Annotated in this window: 18 protein-coding genes; 2 read left to right on the top strand and 16 right to left on the bottom strand. The window is 63.4% G+C overall.

Annotated elements, in window-relative coordinates:
• The 15 genes from ACGHP5_RS07570 to ACGHP5_RS07500 form a co-directional block, all read right to left on the bottom strand.
• Positions 1–1467, bottom strand: coding sequence for a lipopolysaccharide biosynthesis protein (locus tag ACGHP5_RS07570; RefSeq protein WP_390568292.1), 1467 nt, complete (start codon positions 1465–1467; stop codon positions 1–3).
• A gap of 141 nt (positions 1468–1608) precedes the next feature.
• Positions 1609–2154 carry an HAD family hydrolase gene (locus tag ACGHP5_RS07565; RefSeq protein ID WP_290532276.1) on the bottom strand — a complete coding sequence of 182 codons (546 nt, stop codon included), beginning with the start codon at positions 2152–2154 and terminating at the stop codon, positions 1609–1611.
• Positions 2130–2909, bottom strand: a complete 780-nt coding sequence (locus ACGHP5_RS07560; RefSeq protein WP_295901040.1) for a Rossmann-like and DUF2520 domain-containing protein — start codon at positions 2907–2909, stop codon at positions 2130–2132. Before ACGHP5_RS07560 ends, ACGHP5_RS07565 begins: the two co-directional genes overlap by 25 nt.
• Before the next feature lie 20 nt (positions 2910–2929).
• Entirely contained in the window at positions 2930–4234 is a 1305-nt protein-coding gene (locus ACGHP5_RS07555; RefSeq protein ID WP_390568291.1) for a YhjD/YihY/BrkB family envelope integrity protein, read from the bottom strand.
• Positions 4235–4265: 31 nt separating this feature from the next.
• Positions 4266–5411, bottom strand: coding sequence for a methyltransferase domain-containing protein (locus ACGHP5_RS07550; protein ID WP_390568290.1), 1146 nt, complete (start codon positions 5409–5411; stop codon positions 4266–4268).
• A complete protein-coding gene (locus ACGHP5_RS07545; RefSeq protein ID WP_390568289.1) occupies positions 5408–6886 on the bottom strand; it encodes a ComEC/Rec2 family competence protein in 1479 nt (492 codons plus the stop codon). The genes ACGHP5_RS07550 and ACGHP5_RS07545 overlap by 4 nt, the downstream gene beginning before the upstream one ends.
• Before the next feature lie 34 nt (positions 6887–6920).
• Complete coding sequence (locus tag ACGHP5_RS07540) at positions 6921–7322, bottom strand: structural protein P5 (RefSeq protein ID WP_290532271.1); 402 nt, start codon at positions 7320–7322, stop codon at positions 6921–6923.
• On the bottom strand, positions 7315–7740 hold the full coding sequence (locus tag ACGHP5_RS07535; RefSeq protein WP_337657861.1) for a phage holin family protein: 426 nt from the start codon (positions 7738–7740) through the stop codon (positions 7315–7317). Before ACGHP5_RS07535 ends, ACGHP5_RS07540 begins: the two co-directional genes overlap by 8 nt.
• Positions 7715–8188, bottom strand: coding sequence for a hypothetical protein (locus ACGHP5_RS07530; RefSeq protein ID WP_390568288.1), 474 nt, complete (start codon positions 8186–8188; stop codon positions 7715–7717). Before ACGHP5_RS07530 ends, ACGHP5_RS07535 begins: the two co-directional genes overlap by 26 nt.
• Positions 8185–9411, bottom strand: a complete 1227-nt coding sequence (locus ACGHP5_RS07525) for a phage portal protein (RefSeq protein WP_390568287.1) — start codon at positions 9409–9411, stop codon at positions 8185–8187. Before ACGHP5_RS07525 ends, ACGHP5_RS07530 begins: the two co-directional genes overlap by 4 nt.
• 69 nt (positions 9412–9480) lie before the next feature.
• On the bottom strand, positions 9481–10458 hold the full coding sequence (locus tag ACGHP5_RS07520; RefSeq protein ID WP_337755667.1) for a hypothetical protein: 978 nt from the start codon (positions 10456–10458) through the stop codon (positions 9481–9483).
• A gap of 79 nt (positions 10459–10537) precedes the next feature.
• The gene (locus tag ACGHP5_RS07515; protein WP_337755668.1) at positions 10538–11410 is read right to left on the bottom strand and encodes a Clp protease ClpP; all 873 of its coding nucleotides are present in this window, start codon (positions 11408–11410) and stop codon (positions 10538–10540) included.
• 3 nt (positions 11411–11413) lie between these two features.
• The gene (locus ACGHP5_RS07510) at positions 11414–11674 is read right to left on the bottom strand and encodes a hypothetical protein (RefSeq protein WP_290532265.1); all 261 of its coding nucleotides are present in this window, start codon (positions 11672–11674) and stop codon (positions 11414–11416) included.
• Entirely contained in the window at positions 11674–14034 is a 2361-nt protein-coding gene (locus ACGHP5_RS07505) for a hypothetical protein (protein ID WP_390568286.1), read from the bottom strand. The genes ACGHP5_RS07510 and ACGHP5_RS07505 overlap by 1 nt, the downstream gene beginning before the upstream one ends.
• Positions 14025–15074: a hypothetical protein gene (locus ACGHP5_RS07500; RefSeq protein ID WP_390568285.1), complete on the bottom strand. Its 1050-nt coding sequence runs from the start codon at positions 15072–15074 to the stop codon at positions 14025–14027. The genes ACGHP5_RS07505 and ACGHP5_RS07500 overlap by 10 nt, the downstream gene beginning before the upstream one ends.
• A gap of 800 nt (positions 15075–15874) precedes the next feature.
• Between ACGHP5_RS07500 and ACGHP5_RS07495 the strand changes: the two genes are divergently transcribed.
• Positions 15875–16429 (top strand): ABC transporter substrate-binding protein, encoded by a 555-nt coding sequence (locus ACGHP5_RS07495; protein ID WP_390568284.1) that lies wholly within the window; start codon positions 15875–15877, stop codon positions 16427–16429.
• 68 nt (positions 16430–16497) lie between these two features.
• Complete coding sequence (locus ACGHP5_RS07490) at positions 16498–17481, top strand: CorA family divalent cation transporter (RefSeq protein WP_290532261.1); 984 nt, start codon at positions 16498–16500, stop codon at positions 17479–17481.
• Between the two features lie 99 nt (positions 17482–17580).
• Here ACGHP5_RS07490 and ACGHP5_RS07485 read toward each other — a convergent pair whose 3' ends face one another.
• A complete protein-coding gene (locus ACGHP5_RS07485) occupies positions 17581–20421 on the bottom strand; it encodes a family 20 glycosylhydrolase (RefSeq protein ID WP_390568283.1) in 2841 nt (946 codons plus the stop codon).

Genomic DNA, 20421 nt, shown 5'->3' with positions numbered 1-20421 from the left:
TTACCTGTGCAGGAATGCGCGCAACATCGCCCCCAGGTCGATCCGCTCGCGGCGGACGAGGTAGGCGGCATACAGCGCAAACAACACTATATTAAACGCATAGCTTACAAACATATTGTCCGTGGAGGCGGTCAAGGCCTCGCAGGCGGCGAAAACCGCGAGCGCCGCGGCGACGTATTCGCCGATGCGCCGCCAGTCGTAGGGCGTCGGATAACAGCGGCGGTTGAGCCACCAGCTGACGGCGACCATCACCGTTTCGCTCGCCAGGCGCGCCCACGCGGCCCCGTAGTAACCCCACAGCGGAATGAGCCAGAAGCCGAAAGCGACGATGGCCGCGAGTCCCGCACCCGTGACGACGATGGCCAGCGAAGTACGCTCCTCGCGCTTGTACCAGAACGAGAGGTTGAGCCACACGCCCGTCAGCACGTTGGCCCCGAGCACCACCGGAAGGATGAAGATACCCTCGCGGAAACTGCGCCCCACGATCAGCGCAAACACGTCGCGGAAAAGCGCGATGCCGAGGAAAATCAGCATCGAGGCCATGACGTAGTATTTCAGCGCCGCGGCGTTCATCGCCACGAAGTCCGATTTCCTGAAGTTCGAGAGGAAGAACGGCTCGGCGGCCAGGCGGTACATCTGGTAGAAGAGCATCATCACCACGGCGATCTTCGTGATGGCCCCGTAGATGCCCAGCTGGGCCATGGCCCCCTCGGGAACGAGGTACTTGATCAGCTGCCGGTCGATGAACTCGTTGGCCGTACCGGCAAGCCCGCCCACCAGCAGCGGCAGCGAGTAGGCGAAGATCGCGGCGAGCAACGCCCAGTTGATCTTCGGAACGGTGCGGTCGGCGGTCCCGAGGATCGCCAGCCACGTCACGACGCTGGCGATCAGGTTGGCGACGAAGACCCATCCCACGCCGAAGTCGGTGGCGAACAGCCCGGCGGAGCCGAACCCGAAGGCCAGCACCACGTTCAGAACGACGTTCATGGCTTTCAGCCCCACGAACGTCATGGCCCGGCCCTGTTCGCGCAGCCGCGAGAAGGGGATGCAGGCCCAGACGTCGAAAAGGATGATCAGGCCGACCCAGACGACGTATTCGGGATGCGCGACATACGCCTCGCCCATCATGCGGGCGATGCCGTCGCGGAAAAAGGCCGTCGCCAGGAAGAACACCGCCGCGGCGAGCGACGTGACGCCCCACGTCGTGGCGAAAAGCCGCCGCTTGGCCGCCTTCACATCGCCGCCCGCCTCCTCGGCCTTGGCCGAAAAGCGGAAATAGCTCGACTCCATGCCCATCGTCAGCAGCGTGAGCGCCAGCGGGATAAGGGCGTAGATGTCGGTGACGACGCCGTAGGTCTCCTGCCCGAACACACGGGTGTAGTAAGGCGTGAGCAGGTAGCTCAAGAACCTTACGACGATGGTGCTGATACCGTAGACGGCAGTTTGTTTGGCCAGTTTTTCGAGCATGACGGAGGCTTATAGCCCGGCAAAGATACAAATTTTAGCCGGAAACCCCGCATTGTTTCTTCTTCTTTCAAAGAAAGAAGAGAAAGGCGGCCGCGCCTTTTTCGTCGGGCAGAAAGGAAACCGCGCCTCTTCCGGAACGCCCTACCGCGACGCGGCGAGCGACGAAGGCGTGACGCCCTGCGAGTCGCGCGCCCAGTCGCCGCGGGCGCGGAGCACCTGCTCGACGATGTCGCGCACGGCCCCTTCGCCGCCCCGGAACTCCGAGACGTAACGCGACGCCTCGATCACCTCCGACGCGGCGTCCGCCGGACAGACCGGAAGGCCCACTTCGCGCATGCAATCCAGGTCGGGGATGTCGTCGCCCATGTAGATCACGTTGGCCGGATCGAGTCCCTGGCCCGCCATGTATTCGCGGATGGCCGTGATCTTGTCCATGCAGTCGACGTAGAAATGGTCGATGCCGAGCATCCGAAGGCGGTTTTCGAGCGTCCGCCCCCGGCCGCCGGTGATAATGCAGACCTTGTAGCCGATCTTGATCGCGTAGGCCAGCGCGTAGCCGTCCTTGGCGTTGTAGCGGCGGATGAAGTCGCCGTCGGGCGTGGGGATGATGCCACCGTCGGTCATCACGCCGTCGACGTCGAAGACGAAGGCTTCGCAGCGCGCTATATCTTCTTTGAAGTTTCCCATATGCTTTGACTTATCGTTGAATAGATGTTTTTCAGTCGGAGGTCGAAGGCCAGCAGGTCGCCGTGGCGGGCCTTCGTGGCGAAATCGTTGCGCACGGCGGGGCCCGTCTGCACGTCGAGCGGCGAACGGGCGTCGCAGGCCTTGGCCGCGGTTTCGGCGATCAGCGGTTTCAGCACGTCGAAATCCAGTCCCGCACCGCGGACGATGCGCTCGCCCACAGCGTACATGTGGTTGGCGAAGTTGCAGGCGAAAACCGCCGCCAGATGCACCTTGCAGCGCTGTGCGGAGGAGGCCCAGATGACCGTCCCGGAGAGTTTCCGGGCGAACGCCTCCAGTTCCGGACGCAATTCGGGCGACGGCGCTTCGAGAAATACGGGGATCACGGAAAAGTCCGCCTCGCGCCCTTTCGTGAAGGTCTGCATCGGGTAGAAAACGGCACGCCGGGCGAACCGCGCGGGGATGGCCGTGACCGGCACGCTCCCGGCAGTGTGGGCCACGGCGGCGCTTTCGGGAATCGGAAGCGTCGCGGCAACCTGCTCCACGGCCTTGTCGCTCACGGCGATGAGGTAGATGTCGGCATCCTGACGGAGCATTTCGGAGTGCGTCGCCCAGTCGGTCGCGGCCAGCTCCGCGACGACGCGCGCCCGCTCGGGATTGCGGGCGAAAATCTGCACGAGTTCCAGATCGCTCTTGGCGACGGCGCGGGCCAGCGCTTCCGCAAGGTTCCCGCTGCCGATGATGACGACGCGTTTCATAGGCTCTTTCCGTTTGGGTTTTACAGCAGGTCCACAAGCCGCACGTTGTCCTGCGACTTGCGGGCCGACTCTTTCAGCATCTCCAGTTCGCGGTCGATACGCGCCAGTTCGGGCGTCTGTCCGAGGTCGAAAGTGGTCTGTCCCGACCGTTCGACCGCCTCCAGCACGCCGTAGACGGTCATCGACGCGATGTCGTGCGCCGGGGTGAAGGCCACCTCCCGCTCGCCGTCGCCGCTGCGTACGGCGATCAGCTGCCCGGCCTGCACGAGCTGGAACAGCACGTCGTTGACGATGCGCGTGGGCAGGCCGAGGCGTTCGCGGATCTCGTCCGCAGGCAGCGCGCCGCCCTTGTCGCGGAAATTCCGCACAACGGTGAGCATCACCGCGAGCAGCACCTTGCGCCGCTGGTCGTAGCTGATGAGCAGCGACTCGCGCTCTTCGCCGAAACGCGCGATATTCTGATAGGCGAACGACAGCTCGCCGCCGAAAAGGAGAATCTCCCACGAGGTCTGCATCCAGATCAGAAACAGCGGCAGGGCCGCGAAACTGCCGTAGATGGCGTTGTACGAGGTCATCCACCGCTGCACGTAGACGTATCCCCACTGGAAGAGCAGGAAGATCGTCCCGGCGACGATGCCGGCCATCAGGGCGCTGCCGAAGCGCACTCTGGCGTTGGGTATGACGATGTAGAGGAAGGTGAACATCACCCAGATGACGAACATCGAGACGAGGTGCGACAGCAGGTTGAAATACCAGCTGTCGTCGAATCCGAGCAGCTGCTCGGCGTAGTTGCCCACGGCGTTGGCCACGATCCAGAGGATCGGAACGATCATCACCACGGCGATGTAGTCGGTCCACTGGCGGGTGATGCTGCGCTCGACCTTAACCTCCCAGATGTTGTTGAAGGCGCTTTCGATCGACCCGAAGACCCGGATCACGGCCCAGAACAGCATCACGAGGGCCACGGCGGCCACCACGCCGCCCTGCGTGCGCGCCAGGGCGTTTTCGGCGAAATCGACGATGTAGTCGACGATGTCGGGGTTTCGGGGGAAGAGACCGTAGAGGTTTTCGATCAGTCCGTCGGCCAGCCCGAATCCTTTCACCACGGCGAATACCACCGCGAGAATCGGCACCAGTGACATCAGCGTGTAGAACGTGAGCGCCGCCGAACGGACGATGGTTCCGTGTTCGAGCAGGCCGCGGGCCGTGTAGAACAGCAGGCGGTATTGCTGCACGAGCCACCGCACGACGGGGTTGCGCCATTCGGTGACGTCGCGCCGGAAAATCGTGTCGGTGAAGTATGTCAGAAAATCGCTGAATTTCATAAGTCGCAGCCTGGCAATCAGGCAAATGTAGCTATTTTAAACGGATAACCCAAAAATCGTTCCTGATTTTCGTGAAGGCCAGCCGCAGGCCGGCCCCGGCGTGCAGCCCCAGGCGGCGCATCAACTCCTCGGCGGCGAGCGGGAAATCACGCTTGAGCACCTCCGCCCCGCGGCCTTTCAGTTCGCGCTTGAGCCGTTTGGGATCGTAGGGTTCGATGCTTTCGACGGCGAAGGTCCGTCCCAGCACGCCTTCCGGCTCCTCCACGGCGAACCCGTAGCCGTTGTCGCTCCAGATGTCGGCTTTTCCCGCAAGGTGAATCCGCGCGAGACGGGCCTTCTGCAACGACACGTCGGGGATCACCAGATAGCCGTAACGCTCCGGGTCGAAACGGCCCGGAGGGGGTGCGGTCTCGCCCGGAGCGGCCGAAAAACTCCCGCGCCCGAGAGCCGTGGCGGTGACGAGCGGCCCCGTGCCGTCGTCATAGACCACGACCTCCTTGCATTCGTCGCCGAGCGAGAGCACCTCCACACGGCTGTCGGGAAAGAGCCGGAGGGCCTCGCCGACGTCGAACAGCGGGGAGTTCTTGACGCACAGACGCCCCGAAACCTGCGCAAGACGCGGCTTCAGGGCGACGATGTCGGGCGAACAATCCTCCAGCCGCACCAGTTTGCGGCCTTGGGCCGAACGGCGGTCGGGATCGGCGTAAATCCAGTCGAAACGCAGGCCGTCGCGTCGGAGGTACTCCTCGGCGGACATGCAGACGACTTCGACATTCGCAACACCCATTCTGGAAAAATTCTCCGCGGCGACGCAGGCCAGCACCTCATTGCGTTCGAGCGTCACCACGCGGCGGAAGCGGCGGCTCAAAAAGAGAGCGTCGACACCCAGCCCGCAGGTGAGATCCAGCACCGTATCGCCTTCGAGGAGCTTGCGGGCGGCGCACGCCTCGCTCGATGCCTGCTCGAAAGCCAGCGGCGGCAGGATACACTGCGCCGCGGCATACGAAGGGAGCTTCTGCGCGGCCCGCGCGAGGTATTTGACCTGCGTGGCCACGAGCCGGGCGTGGGGGACAGAGCGGTCCAGAGCCACCTCCAGCGGGTCGCGGCCCCGTGCGGCCGCGATGGCGCGCCGCACTTCGTCCGTGAGCAGGAGGGAATATTCTTCGGGGGTAATCACGTCCGCAAAGGTACGTTTTTTTTCGGTTCGCCGCTCCACGCCGCAAGGGTCGCAAGCGCAAAAACGGCGTAGACCGCCGCCGTCGGCCATCCGCCGAGGGTGTAATCGGCCGCACCTCCGGGCAGCGAGGCGGTCAGCCGGGCCAGCGCGCTGATCCCTTCGGCGGCGCTCCCCGTGACGAACCCGAACGCCGGGGCGAGGAAGCCGACCGGTGCGAGCATCCACAATGCGCCGCCGAGCACCACGACCCCGGCCAGCGCGATGGCCAGCGGATTGACCGCCAGTCCGGCCAGCGGCACGACGCCGAACGTGTGCGAAACGAGCGGCGCAGTGGCGAGGGTCGCCACGAACCCGATCAGATAGGCGTCGACGACGACGTTCACGCCCTTCCACCGGGTCCGGCAGCGGCGGCAGAGCGGCACGCCCCAGGCGAGGATGGCCGCCACGGCGACGAACGACAGCTGAAAACTGATGTCGCCCAGCCAGCTGGGATTCCAGATCAGCATGCCGAATCCCGCTGCGGCCAGAGCGTTCAGTCCCACGTATTCCGACGCCGACGCCAGCGCCGTCTGCAAAACCGTGCACATCACCGCGGCCCGGATGGCGCTGGGCGGAAATCCCGCCGCCGCGACGAAAAGCCACACGGCAACGGCCGCCAGCAGGTTTTTTAGCAGATGTCCCCGTCTGAAGAGGGGCAGCCACCACAGCGCGAGGTTGACCAGCACGAAAACGATCCCCGTGTGAAGACCCGATACGGCCAGCAGGTGCGACAACCCGCTCCGGGAGTACGCCGTGCGGAGGCAGGGCGTGACGCCGCGCCGTTCGCCCGCCGCCATGGCCTCGACGACGGCCGCGGCCCCGGCGCTCATCGGCAGCCGGGAGAGCCTTTCGACCGCCCTGCGGTGCAATCCTGCATGCTGCTGCGGGAGGCGTTCGAGGAGCGTCCGCTCCGTAATCCACAGGGTTCCGGCATAGCCCCGCCGCGCCATCAGCCGGCGGTAGCTTTCCGCACCGCCGCGAAACGGCCGCACCGCGCCCCGGCAGCGGATACGCTCCCCGGCATGCAACTCCGCAAGCGAATCGGCGTAAAGCCGGATACGGGCGTCGGAGGCATGCCAGCGTCCGTCGGCAGGATTGCGCCACGCCGCCACCGACGCATCGGCGACGGCATAGCGGCCCCGGTCGGCCGGAAACCCCTCGACCGTGATTTCGTAGACCGTGTGCACGCCCCGCGGCACGGTGGGCCGGGGCACGCGGAGCTGCGCAGCGGCGAACCCCGCCGTGAGGAGCATCGCCGCCGTGGCGGCCGACGAGCGCAGCGACAGGGCCAGCGCGCCCGTCACGACGAAAGCCCCTGCGAGAAAACACAGGGGCAGTTCGTAACAGCCAGCCAGCGCGATTCCCGCGGCGAAAAACACGAGAATCTTGAGCATCGGCATGCGGTCGAGCCGGTCGGTCAGGCGGGAAATTTTCATCCGGACGGTCTATTGAGCCGTAAAGATAGCAAAATCAGTCGGAAAACAACGCCCAACCGCGCTCGATTTCGCCGCGGTCCGCCGCCGTGCCGTTTTCCACGCGCGAAATAGCCGCGGCCAGGGGGATCATCGTCGCCGGGTCGAGCGTGTCGAGCGGTTCGTCCGGCCCGATGCCCGTGTCGGCGGCCACGGCGCGGATGTAGGCGTCGGTGCGGTTCTCCGAGGGCGGCGCCCAGCGGGAGATCATCCCGCGGATGGTCCGCAGTCCGTGGCGGACCCGATAAGTATGCAACAGCACGAAGACGGCCCGGTAACCCCAGGCCAGCGATTCGAACTGCTTGAACGCCGGGTCCCGGGAGGGCTGCACTTCACCCTTGTAACGCACCTTCGACTGCCGGATATTCCCCGGATTGCGATTGGCCAGCCCCCTACTCATCGCCCGCCTCCTTCCGGATGCGGCGGTGCACGTAGCGGCGCAGCCAGCGGAACAGCGGAGCGTCGGAGAGCTGCGCGGCGTTTTCGAGAAACGACCACAGCTCCACACCGCAGGTGAATCCAGTAAGGAGCCGCGCAAGGTTCAGCCGCATGAAATCCAGCACGCAGCTGTCGATCAGCCACGCCATCGAGATCGCCGTGAGCGCGAGGGCGAGTTTGAGGACCGTGCGCCACGCCTTGCAGCTCTCGAAATACCACGGCCGGCCCTCGCGGCGGGCCGCGGCCCGGTCGGCCGCCACTCCCGAGAGGAAGTCGACGCCGATGAAGACGACGGTCGTGGCCGCCAGCGGCCCGATCGGCGCGAACAGCGCGGCGATCCCCGCCGCCACGCCGCTAACGAACCTGAACAAAGCCTCCATCGGTCGTACAGCGGTTGAAGATGTCGTTTTCGGGATCGTATTCCGGAAATTCGTCCCGGTGCGCGCGGAGATGCTCCGCGGCGCGGCGCAGCAGCGTGCGGGCCTGTGCCAGCAGGGCGCGCCGCAGATGCCGGCGGGCCGTGTCCCCGGCCGGCTGGGCATAGGCGGATTTCGGGGCCGTCGTGCCGCACTGCCCGGTGCGGACGTCGAGCCGCGGCTGGAGGACGGCGCGCGTGAAAAGGGCCGCCGGAGCTTCGAGGTATCCGGTCCGGAAATCGGCGCAGGCGCCGCCGAGGAGTTTTTCGTAAAGCGTCAGCCCGATGACCGGAACGAGGTAACGCCGCTCGGCGGCGGCGATGTCGGCCTCCGTGACCGACTCCGGCGGCAGGTATTCCCCCTCGCCGAAGGCAAGCCGCAGGACTTGCAGGGGCGTGATCAGAGTTTTCATTCGATGCTTTTGATATTGTATTTGGTGATTTCGGACAAAAACGCCTGCTGGCGTTCATCCTCCGGGTCGTAGTCGAGTCCGTCGGCCTTGCGGGCCTCCCAGACCTTCATGTAGATGGGTTTCGAGCGGGTCGGCGGGCGGTTGACGATTTGCAGCGACGCCGTGTCCAGCCCCAGCACCGAGGCGATGACGGCACGGATCGGCTCCGTCAGTTCGTCCTGCTCGGCGAGGATCACCGTGTTGAGCGCCACCTCGTATTCGTGGAGGATGCGTTCGGCGCTGAATCCCGCGGCATAGTCCAGTCCGCTCAGCGTCCGGAACCACGAGTGGGCCACGACGATGTCGCCGACGGCCTGTTCGTGCAGCGCCTGCCAGTCGCCCTCGTTCTGCGCGGCGATGGGGATGAAGCGCGAATTGTCGTCCTCGCCGCCGTCGCGGATGACGAACATCACCTGCCCGGGGTTCCCGGCGAACTTCTGTTCCGCGAGCCGCACGATGCGTTCGGCCTCGGCCTCGTTGTCCACCGACGAGTCGAGCATCATCACGCCCGACAGCTGGAACGAATTGTCGAGGCGCGAGATGTTCCAGCGGTCGGTCTTCCAGGCGATCGCCGAGACGCTGAACCCCGCGATGTAGGGCGGCACGCCGTAGTGTTCGAACATCGGTTCGTAATCCTTGTAATGGACGATCGAGCGCAGCGTGCCGTCCTCCTGCGCTTCGAAGTCGGGGTAGAGCGGCAGCGAGCGCGCCTCGGCGGGCTTGAACGCCGCCCAGTCGTGGTGCAGCAGGACGTGCTTCGAGTCGCGGGCCACGCGGCAGCGCGAGGCGTCCTGGTGGTAGAGCGACAGAAAGGTGTGCCCGGGGTCGGTGACCGCTTCGAGGAACGCGTTGCCGAACAGCGACTTGTCGAAGGCCAGCTTGCCCAGCACCTGGCGAAGGCTCTCGCCCCGGCCGTTGACGCACCGGACGAAGGCCGCCAGCTGCGGCTGCTGCGCCTCGTCGCACGTGAATCCCTTGCCGGAGATGTAGTCGGCCTTGTCGTTGATGATGCGCCGGTGGGTCGTCGAACGCCGGGCCATCAGCGCCAGCGCCGCCGGGAAGAGGTTGTCGTCGCCCCAGCGCCAGAATTTGTCGCTCTCGACCCGCGACGAACCCAGCGCATAATAGGGGTCCGTGCGGTCGGCAACCCCCACGGCCGTCTTGATTTTTTTCGTTTTGCTCATGGCGTTTTTCGGATTTCAGGGACGCGGCATCCGCGGGGAAAGCCCCTGCGGATGCGCGTTCCCGGGTTTTTACTGCTTGTATGCAAAGGAGATCAGCGCCTCGTCGAGGACCTGGGTTCCGGCCATGAAGACCGCACGCTGGCGGTTCTCCATCTCGTCGGGATTGTACCACATGCGCACCTCGTTGCCGGGCATGTCGGCCGTGTTGACGGCCAGTACGAGGTTGCGGCGGTCGGTGAGCATGACGAACGACTGGCGGAAGGAGGTTGCGCCGAGGTAGCTGCCCAGCCTTACGTCCACGACCGGAATGCCGTGGTAGGCCAGCGTCCGGCGGCCGTTCATCGCATCGGCATAGGCCGCGTCGGCGCCCTTCGAATCGAGGTATTTCTCGTAGAGACGGTAGATGTCCGACGAAACGAAGTAGGCCAGCCGGTCGTCGGCCTTGAGGCCCGGGATGCGGGGATCGGCCCCGGCCCACAGCTTGTCGAACAGCTCGACCGCATAGGCCGGGTCTTCGAGCGCGGCCGCCTGGAAGGAAAAGTTGTAGACGCCGTCGTCGTCGACCAGACCGTTGATACGCTTCAAGAGTCCGTCGAAGGTGTTGTAACCCGACGACGCGGCAGTGTCGCCGATCCACATCGTAACGCGGATATTCTCGGCGAGGGCCTGTTTGAAAAGCGCCGTTTCGGCCTGTTCGAGTTCCGTGCCCGAAAGGTCGTCCATGTGGGTGTTGACCAGCGACGAGACCTTTTCGTAAACCATCGAGAAGTAGTTGGCGGCCGAGAATCCCAGTTCGGCCTTCACCCGGTTAAGGTTGACCGTCTTCTCGTACTTGGTCGCCGTTTTGCCCCCGGCCCAGCCTGCGGAGGTGAATTTCTGAAGGATGTTGCGCTGGCCGTCCCAGAGCTGGACGTGCGTGGGCTGGGGCATGTTGTAGAGTACGCGCACGCCGAGGTCCTGCGCCGATTCCCCGGTGAGCATCGGGCGGAAGAAGATGTTTTCGAGGTCGGAACCGGTGTACTGTTTCGAATTTTCGAGATAGGTCATGGTGATGATGTTTTTGAATGGTTATGAATTGGGTTGTTTTGTTTTGCCGTAGAGAGAGGCAATTCCTAATTTTTCATTTTTAAATGCGCATACGCCTTGCGTCTTCGGCATAGGCGCGCTCGTTGGCCGAACGGACGGCATCGCCGCAGGAGGGATCCTCGCGCGGCTGCGTGGAGGTCGGTGCGGCCTGCCGGCGGGCTTCGTCGGCCGCGACAGCCGAACGGCTGTGCAGGGCCTGCACCTCCCCGTCGAAGTGGAGCACGTTGCGGTCGGCGGGAAGTGTCGGGCCGGGCCGCAGGCCGATGTTGGCCAGCAGACGCTCCCAGCCCCGGGCGATATTCCGCACCAGCGAGGGCGCCGACTGCTCCGCGGCTTCGACCACCTTGTCGGCCAGCCCCGCCGCGACGGCCTCCTCGGGTGCGAGCCAACGGCCGTTACCGTTGTTCTCGGCCATCAGGGCTTCGAACTCCGCGGCCGGACGCCCCGAACGGGACGCGTAGACCGCGGCGATGCGCGCGTCGGTCTGGTGCAGCAGGTCGATCTTACCGGCGATCTCCGCGGCATTGCCCTCGGTCGAGCAAACGGCCGTGTGGATCAGGTAGAGGGCGTTGGCCGACAGGAGGCGGCACCCCTCCGACGCCGCCTGGGCGATGATCGTCGCCGCCGAGGCCGTATAGCCGTAACAGCGGGTCGTGATTTGCGCCGGAAGCTGCCGGAGCGCGTCGTGGATCAGCAGCGCGTCGTTCACGTCGCCGCCCGTCGAACGGATGTTGACCACCACCTCCGGGGCCTCGATCTCCGCAATGCGCCGCAGGGCGTCGCGAAAACGCTCGTAGGTCGCCACCCGGGCGTCAGGCTCTTCGAACTGCCACTCCTCGGGCACGCCGATGGTCCCCTCGATGTCGATCTGGCAGACCCCGGCCGTGTTGTTGATTTGGATTTCCGATTTCATGATTCAATTTTTGGTTTTGTTGTAAAATGCGCCGCGCACCTTTTCATAGGAGCAGCAGAGCTTCTGTGCGGCGGCTTCGAAGGCTTCGCAGCGGGCCATGCCCTGCCGTTCGAGCCGCTCCACCTCGTCGCAGATGGCCCGCTGTTCACAGCCCCGGCGGCTGACCAGCCCCAGTTCGAACAGCCGCAGCACCGCCTGCCGGGCCGTCAGCCCGCGGACTTCGCGAAGCGCCGTTTCGGCCAGTATTTCGTCGTGCCGCGTCATCAGTCTTCCATGAGGCGGTTGAACGTGCAGCGCACCGAGGCTTTCGCGGGGTCGTAGTCGCCGACGGCGTGCAGCGCGGCCCGCACCACGCCCGCCCCGGTGTCGATGCGGAAGACCGAACGGATGTCCGGCGCCCCCGTTCCGGGCGTCAGGAGCGCTTCGAATTCGTGGGGCGCGAGCCGCAGCGAAAGGACGATCCGCTCACGGACGGCCTCCCGGCGCACCTGCCCGTCGTAGAAGCGGTGCAGCCCCTGCTGTCCGTCGCGGTCCTCGAAACAGAGCGTGAACCCTTCCGCAGCGTCGTCCCCCGCGAAATGGAACGCCGCGAGCGGATACTCCGAACGTCCCGAAGGATAGCCCCACCGCTCGTCCCCGGGCAACGGATGCATCCCGGCGTAGCGGACGATGCGGAGCGTGAAGTTGGTCCCGTCCTCCTCCGCGTCGTCGCGGTCGCCGACCTCGGGAATCAGCGCCGACGGCGCATTGAGGTAATGCCCCGCGGCATTCAGCGAGGGGCTGAACAGCGGATTGCGCAGCACCTTTTCGCCCTGCATTGCGGCGCAGGAGTCTGCCGCAAAACTCCACGCTCCGAGCGGAGCCTCCTCCCCGGCGTCGAAGCGCGCCACCGCGCCGTCGCCGTCCCGGTACCGCCACGTCCTCACCTCGTGAATCTCCGGGGCGACAGGCCGCCGCTCGACAGGCTGCGAAAAATCCGTCCTGCCGCTCCAGTCCGTCTCCGGCCCCGCACCGAAGAACTCCCCTTCCGGCTCGATCCAGACCCTCCGCGTCGCCTCCTCGGTATAGAACCGCAGGTTGAACAGATGCGCGAGGGCGTCGAGCAGTTCCGACTGCCGGATGCGGTGCTGCGCCACGTCGGCGAATGCGATCCGCGACCCGAATCCCGGAGCCGAAAGGAAACGCGGCCGCAGCGAACACTCCTTGTGCAGGGTCAACGCCATCCCAGGCTCCGCCCCCGCGAAGTAAATCAGGTTGAAATACTTGGGCGATGCGGGCGAAACGCTCTCGGCGGCCGTGCGGAGCCGCACCTCGACCATCGTCTGCCCCGTCTCGCCGACGTAGCCGTTGTAGAGCGCCCAGTCGCCGCGGTAGACGACCCACTGCGAACCGCTGCGGACCAGCAGCACGGGATCGGCGACGGTCCCCGAGGCCGGGGTGGTGACCTGCGCCGAACGGGCCGCAAAGTCGGTCCACACCGTGCCGGGTACGCCATTGCGGGTGTAGGTCAGGCGGTACTGCGCCCCGGCGAGGTGGTCGAAAACCAGCGCGCGATAGGTAAAATTCGGCGCAACGGCGTCGCGAAGATCCCTGTACCGGTTTGCCAGTTCGAACCGGAACTCCGACCCCGGCCCGAGGTAGACCGTGTCGAACCCTTTGAGGCACGTCCGCGAGACGATGCGGTGGGCAGTGGTGTATTTCAGGCAGTACTCGAACCCGACGCTGATCTCCGCCGGCGGCGTGAAGACGATCTTGCCGTTATCCGTCGAGAAGCAGTTGCCGTTGTTGAAAAGCCCGTCGACCGCCTCGCCGTCGGCGTCGACGCTCTGGGGCGTGGCCGTGTCGACGATGTTGCCCACGGTGCTGGCGATAGCCTTAGGGTTGGCCGAAACCCGCCCCAGTTCGTTCGCCGCCGCCGTCGCCGGGGCCAGCCGCCGCGCCGAGAATCCCATGCGGTTGGCCGCCGCCGTGGTGTCGTGCGAGGAGTAGGCTCCGCTCATGTAGAGCGACCGGAAAAACGCCGATTCGAAAAAACGGCTCTTCACGGCGTAACCCGCTTCCCGAAAAATCTGCCCGACGAGCGTGGCGATGTGCAGAAACGGGTGGTAGTCCTCCACCGAGAGCAGGCGCTCAGCCGGAAGCAGGTCCGAGGAGTTGTTCTGCTGACGGTATTCGTCGCGGTGAATAGGGAAAAACTTCACCGGGGAGTCGTCCGTCCAGCTTTCGACGATCGCCGTCGGTGTCAAGGCACTGTCCCATGCCACCTCCAATCGGGAAAACATGCGGCGGGCGGCATTTTCGGCCCACCCGGCCCCTCCGTCACGGATTTCGAGCGTATACTCCTCCCCCGACACGGCCAGCAGGCGCACCGTTCCGCCGATCAGTGCCGAGCCTTCGGCCGACAGCTCCGCCGTGTGGAGCGCGTCGTTGAACCCGACCGCTGTGTGCGGGTCGCAGGCGAACCCCACGAGCGCATCGTTGCGCGGCGTTGCGGGAATCGTGATCTTCAACGACCGCCCTTCGCGGCAGGACTCCGCGGAGGCGAGTTTCACCGCATCGTAGCCGGGAACCGCGACGGGCGCCGTTCCCAGGTCGCAAACCTGTCCGTCGATTTTCAGTTCCATGACACGCGGGATTTACATTTCGGACGAATGGCGATTTCCAGGCAGCACAGCGTGCCGTGGCGGCGGACCACCGCCTCGTCGGTCACCACGCAGACCGGCGTGTACACATCCCCCTCGGCGATCCACACCTCGGGAGCGGCCGTCAGGCAGGCCAGAGCTTCCAGCACGGCCTGCCCTTCGTAGGCCGATGCGAGCAGCGTTTCGCGGCCGGCGGACGATGCGGCGACCACACGCCCCTCCGGGCCTTCTGCCTCCCGCCGTTCAGCGCGGACGGTCATCGTCCTCACCACCGGAAACGTGTAGTGCTCTATCGACCCCGCGCTGCTGCGCCACGCCAGCCGGACCCCGTCGCGCACGGCCGGAATCACCGAATAGTTCACCGCGCCGCACTCCCCGGCATCGACCGTCACACGCTCCGCACCCGGGAAATCGCGCGTGTCGAACCGGAAAAGGTGCAGCCCCGCTTCGCTCACGCGGTAACTCTCGGCCGTCGCGGTGTCCCCGGCCTCGGCCGTCACCGTCACGGTGCAGGCCCCGCCAGTCAGCAGCGTCAGTTCGTCGCACGCCCCTTGCGGAATCAGGCGCGCGAGCGGCATCGAGGTTCGCAGACCGGGTGTTCCTGGGGCCTCGCCCGGCAGGAACATGCGCGCCGGGGCGACCGCCGGGGCCGTCTCCCCGTCCGTCTTCACGGCCTCGACGACGACCGTGACGGTCCGCCCTTCGGCGGGGTAAAACCCGGTCCGGCCCGTTGCGGGCGTGAAATGCAGCCGTCGCCGGAGGTAAGGCGCCGCATCGAACGCGGCTTCAACGACGGCCGCAAAACGTTTTGCCCCCAGCAGCGCACTGCCGTCGCCGGCCGGTCCGCCCTTGCCGGCGCTGTTTGCGCCGCCGGACGAGACGGCCGCGCCGATTCCGTCTGCGGCCCCGGCTGCCGCATCGACGATGCGGATGTCGATGTTTCCGGCCGCCTCCTGACTGACGGCATAGCGGAGTTCCCCGCCGAGCGGGGAGTACTGTTGCGGAATTCGTGTAAATTGCATAATGGTATTTTTTAGGAGAGATGTCAGAAACTTTATCCCGCTTGGCAAGAAAGCGCAGTCTGCGACTGCTTTTCTGTTGCCGCTTTTTGACGACCAAAAAGCGGCGCAAAAACCGACCCGCGGCCAAAAAAGGCTGAAAGACGCGGTCTAACGCTGGCTCCGCCCGCTTAAGAAGCGGGTTTTAGAATAGATACTGTTGTTCATAAAACAGGCGTCTTACGCCTGCGCTCGCGCTTTTAGTCCGCCTCTTTCTCGACGCCTTTTTTGACAAGCGGGATTCATTCGCCGCCTGTGGCAGCGGGAGGTTCCGCACTATCGTTCGGAGCGGAAAAAAAGCATTCTCCGGTCCGCGCGCCCGGAGCGGAAGGCTGTAAAGACTTGATCTTACTGCGCCCGCTCAACGCGGGCCGAAGGTTGTTCCCGCGAAAGCGACATGCGGATGGTTTGGGTGCTACCTTTTGATGGCAAAAGGTAGCTACAAGACCGCGGCTAACTGCCGACCAAAAAGCGGTATAGAAATGCGATCTGAAGAGGGGGGGGGCACCCGGTCTGTTGATAAAACGGTTGAAAGCTTGTCGATAAATGGAGATAACAATTCACAAAATGCGGAAACAGAAGTGTTTCCCGATGTTGATAACTTTACCGTCCCTGCCGGCCGGCTGTGAATCGTACGGCAAATATACGATACCGGACACCCCCTTGTCAAGACCCCGATGCACTTTTTCCAGATTTTATGGAAAAACTTCGGGATTTTGTCGTACCTTTGTTTCGCAAACCAACAGTTTTACACCTTATGGATGATGGTCATAGTTCCACGTATAGCCGTCGTGTCGTGCTTCAGCACGACGCCATTCATCTATGGTATCCAGCACGAAGATAATCTCCGTGCCGGACTGCTGTTGTCCGACCCCGCCGAAGCAATCCAAGCCTTTTCCGAACACAAAGCCGACATCGCCCTGGTTCCGGCCGCCGCGGTGCCGTCGCTGACCGGCGCGCGCATCGTCACCGAATACTGCGTCGGAGGCGTTCCCGCGTCGAAGGAGGCCCTGCTCGCCAGCGACGACGCGCTGGTCGAAACATGGAAACCGTTCGGGAAACTTCCCTGCGCCTTCGCCGTCTGGGTGGCGCATGCCGACACGGACCCCGACGCCGTCGAGACCTTGCAGCATGCCCTGACCTACGGACTCGAACACAGCTACGAGGCGATTCTCGAATCGGCCTTCGCGGCCGATGCCGGGCGGGCCTACGCGAAACTCGCACATTTCGACTACATCTTCGACAATCAGAAAGACAAAGCGCTGAAAAAGTTCTGGGACTCGGGCCTCAAGGTGGCCCCGAGAGCCAATCCCGGCTGAAGAGCATAGCGGGCAGCAGTCCGCCTCTCTGCACGTAAACGGATTCACGAACTTTAAGAGAGCGTCTTATGATTACAATTTATCTCAAGCAATACAACAAGATCATCCGCAATGCCGACACCAAGCTCTTCGATGAGCTGGGCTACGACGACATCCTGTGGATCGACATGTTGCTGCCCACGATCAAGGAGCAGAAGGCCGTCGAGAATTTCATGGAAATCAGCCTCCAGACCAAACAGCAGGTCGAGGAGATCGAGTCGACGTCGAAATACTCCGAGAACGAAAACTCCATCATCTCCAACTCCAACTTCTTCGTCCCCACGGGCGATTCGTTCATCGTCGAACCGGTGTCGTTCATCATCTCGAACGAGGGCGTGCTCGTATCGGTGCGCAGCGCCGAGTTCCGAACCTTCCGCGAGACAGAAAAGCGGCTCCAGATGAACTACCGCAGCTACTCGACGGGCTACCACCTCTTCATTTCGCTGCTGGAGGTGCGCATCGACTTCGACGCCGACCTCGTGGAACTGATCGCCAAGCAGGTCGCGGCGCTCTCGAAGGACATCAACTCCGAGGATTCGATCGACAAGGAAGTGCTGCACCGCATCAGCGCGCTGCAGGAATCGACCATGTCGCTGCGCGAGAACATCTTCGACCGCCAGCGCGTGCTGTCGGGCATCCTGCGTTCCGAACGCTTCCCCAACGACATCTACCCGCGCCTGCAGCTGATGATCAAGGACGTGAATTCGCTGATCAACCACGCCGATTTCAGTTTCCAGCGACTGGACTACATCCAGGACGCGGCGCTGGGTCTTATCAACATCGAGCAGAACGAGATCGTCAAGATCTTCTCCGTGGCGGCCGTGATCTTCATGCCCGCGACGCTCATCGCGTCGATCTACGGCATGAACTTCAAGTTCATGCCCGAACTGGACTGGACACTGACGCTCGGCAACGGCTGGAACATTCCCCTGGGCTACATCTTCGCCATCGGGCTGATGATCTTCTGCTCGGCCCTGACGATCTGGTACTTCAAGTACAAAAAGTGGCTCTGAAAGTCTCCGGTTATACCCCCGCTTCTTCCGTTTCAACGTCTGGTATAGATAAAGCCTGCTATCCGTACGGATAGCAGGCTTATACACAACACCTTATTTCTATTTCAGCTGCTTATCGGCAAACGAAATGAAATGCGTCCAATCAAGCGGCGTAACATCGTGCTTGCCGTCCCGGATATGGTAACCGACACGCCCGCCGTGCAGCGGCACCCCGACCGACGGCATCCCGTCGACCGGCAATCCCTCCAATCCGTAGAGCGCATAGACCCGGGAGGCTTCGGCGGCGGCGAGGAACTCCCCCTTCGGATCGGCCCAGACATCCCCGGCAGCGCTGGCAACATATAACGGACGGGGCGCAATCAGCGCCAGCAGTTCGTGCTGATCGAACGGCAACGCTTCCTCATTGTCCGTATATTTGTCGAAATCCTTGCAGAACCAGTGGCGGAAACGCAGGATGCGGTGGAAATCCTCCCCGATCCGGCGCTTCGAAAGCGCCGCTCCGCAGCATCCGGAATCGTTGGAAATCACCAGCGCGAACCGAGGATCGTTCGCACCGGCCCACAAGGCCGCCTTCCCGAGCCGCGAATGGCCCATTACGGCAACCCGTGACGGGTCGATCCGCTCCTCCGAACCGGCCAGATAGTCCAAAACCCGGCTATAACCCCAGGCCCATGCGGAGATCGCCCGTCCTTCGGTGCCGGAAAAACCGGCGGATGAATTCCGTCCGAAAAGCGCAAATATGCTTTTGGGATATTTGCCTTCGAAATCGTCATCCTCCCGGTCGTAGAAAAAATCGTAATAGTGCGCCGTCACGAGGGCATATCCGGCATCGACGACGGACTCCACATCCCAGCGGGAATCCCGGTTCCCGACCGGATATTCGGAGTATTGCGACGGAATCACCGCCGGGTCGAACGAGGTTGTCTGGTTTCCCTGGAAATTGAATCCGAGAAAACAGGGAACCGGCCCCTCGACACCATTCGGCAAATAGATCAGCAGAATCGCCTTCCGCTCGACGCCGTTCCGGGCGAACGTCAGCTCGACCTGCCGGCGGGTCACCTTGCCGCCGACGGCATCCGCACTCTCCTCCAGGCATTTCGAAGTCACTTCGACATCCGTTCCGGGCAGCGTGCCGTACATCTGCCGCCGGAACACGGAGAGCAGCTCGGGCCGACGGACCCGTTCCCACTGGTTCGCCGTGCGGACCACCCGTCCATCCGCCCGCTTCAGCACATCGGGAAGCACGTAAGGCCTTATCGCCGCCTCATCGAAGTTCGCCCGGGCGAACGCATAAGGTGCGTAAATCAAGCCGAAATACTGGTAGACGGGAACAAAGCCGGAGCGGACCCTCGCAATGAACGAATCGTAGGTGTCCTTCGTTTCGGACCATGCAATTTCACTCAAAGCCGCAAGGCGGGGGAGGAGCATATACTGGACCTTGTCGAAAGAGTCGATATATTCGGTCCACAGGTTGGCCTGAAGGCCCAGGATATGATGTTTCGTATACTCGTCGAGTTGGTCGAAGGGCTCAAAGGCATAGCATTTTTCCATCGGAAGCGAGCCTCCGATGGCCAATAGCTCTCCGTTGGCCGCCGGGTCCGTCGTCTGGTAATAATCGAGGTAGAAACTGGTATTCGGAGCCATTACCACATCGTTACCCATCGACGCGGCCTTGATACCGCCCGCGGGTCCCCGCCACGACATCACTATGGCGCCCGAAGTGACGCCGGCCGTCAGGATTTCATCCCAGCCGAGAATCCGTTTCCCCCGCGACCGCAGATGTTCTTCCATCTTTGCCACGAGATGTCCCTGCAACTGCCGTTCAGACTCCAGCCCCAACTCCCGGAGGCGGGCCTGACATTTCGGACACTGCTTCCAGTTGTCCGCCTTGGCCTCGTCGCCGCCAATATGGATAATTTCCCCGGGAAACAATTCCGCCACCTCGTCCAGGACATCCCGAAAGAAGTCGTAGACGGCATCGTTACCCAGGCAGACCACCTCCTTGCTGATGCCCCAGGTCGTACGCACTTCGTATCCCTCGCCCCGGCATCCGAGGTGCGGATAAGCGGCCAGCGCGGCCTGCGCATGCCCGGGCATCTCGATTTCGGGCACGATCGTAATCCCGCGTGCAGCTGCATAGGCGACTACCTCCCGGATCTGGTCCTGCGTATAATAACCGCCGTAAGGCGTTCCGTCGTACTCTTTGCTTTTCTGAATATGCCCGATCAGCGTCTCCTTCCTCATCGACCCTATCTGTGTCAAAAGGGGGTATTTCCGGATCTCGATCCGCCAACCCTGATCGTCGGTAAGATGCCAATGAAACGTGTTGAGTTTGTGCAGGAACATCACGTCGATGAAGGACTTTACCTCCTCCACGGTAAAAAAATGCCTGCAACAGTCGAGCATGGCTCCCCGGTAAGCGAACCGCGGCTTGTCGGCGATCCGCAGTCCGGACAACCGGAGCGTTTCATTGCCGGGCTGTTCGTTGGCACGCCCGATCAGCACCTGGGAAAGGGTCTGAAGACCCCACCGGACTCCGGAAGGTGAGCCGCCACGGATCGCGATTCCTTCGGAAGAAATTTCCAGCACGTACTCTTCGGCAGCCAGTTTTGCGTCGACCAAGAGACAGACATCGGCATTGCGGGCCTTTGCGGAGAGGACGATCCCGGGCAGCGTCGCATCGGAGACGATTCTCCGGAAACCGGCGGCGGTCTCGCTGACACCCGGAGCGTACGGTTTACAAAGCGACTCCTTCCAGACCCGGACCACGGATTCGAGTTCCGCGGTTCGGGCAAACACCCGGATTTTCGGTCCGAGCATCAGAACACTTCCCGTCTCTTCGGCAAAAAACGGTTTGGGAACGATGTCGACGACCGCCATGGCTGTACCGCAGCAGAAACAAAGAGAGCAGCAGATGATAAAACGATGCAGTTTTTTCAT

The sequence above is a fragment of the Alistipes sp. i18-0019-D1 genome, assembly GCF_042852885.1.
GTDB lineage: Bacteria > Bacteroidota > Bacteroidia > Bacteroidales > Rikenellaceae > Alistipes.
The sequence above is the reverse complement of the archived record's forward strand: the minus strand, read 5'-3'. Positions and strand labels throughout refer to the sequence as shown.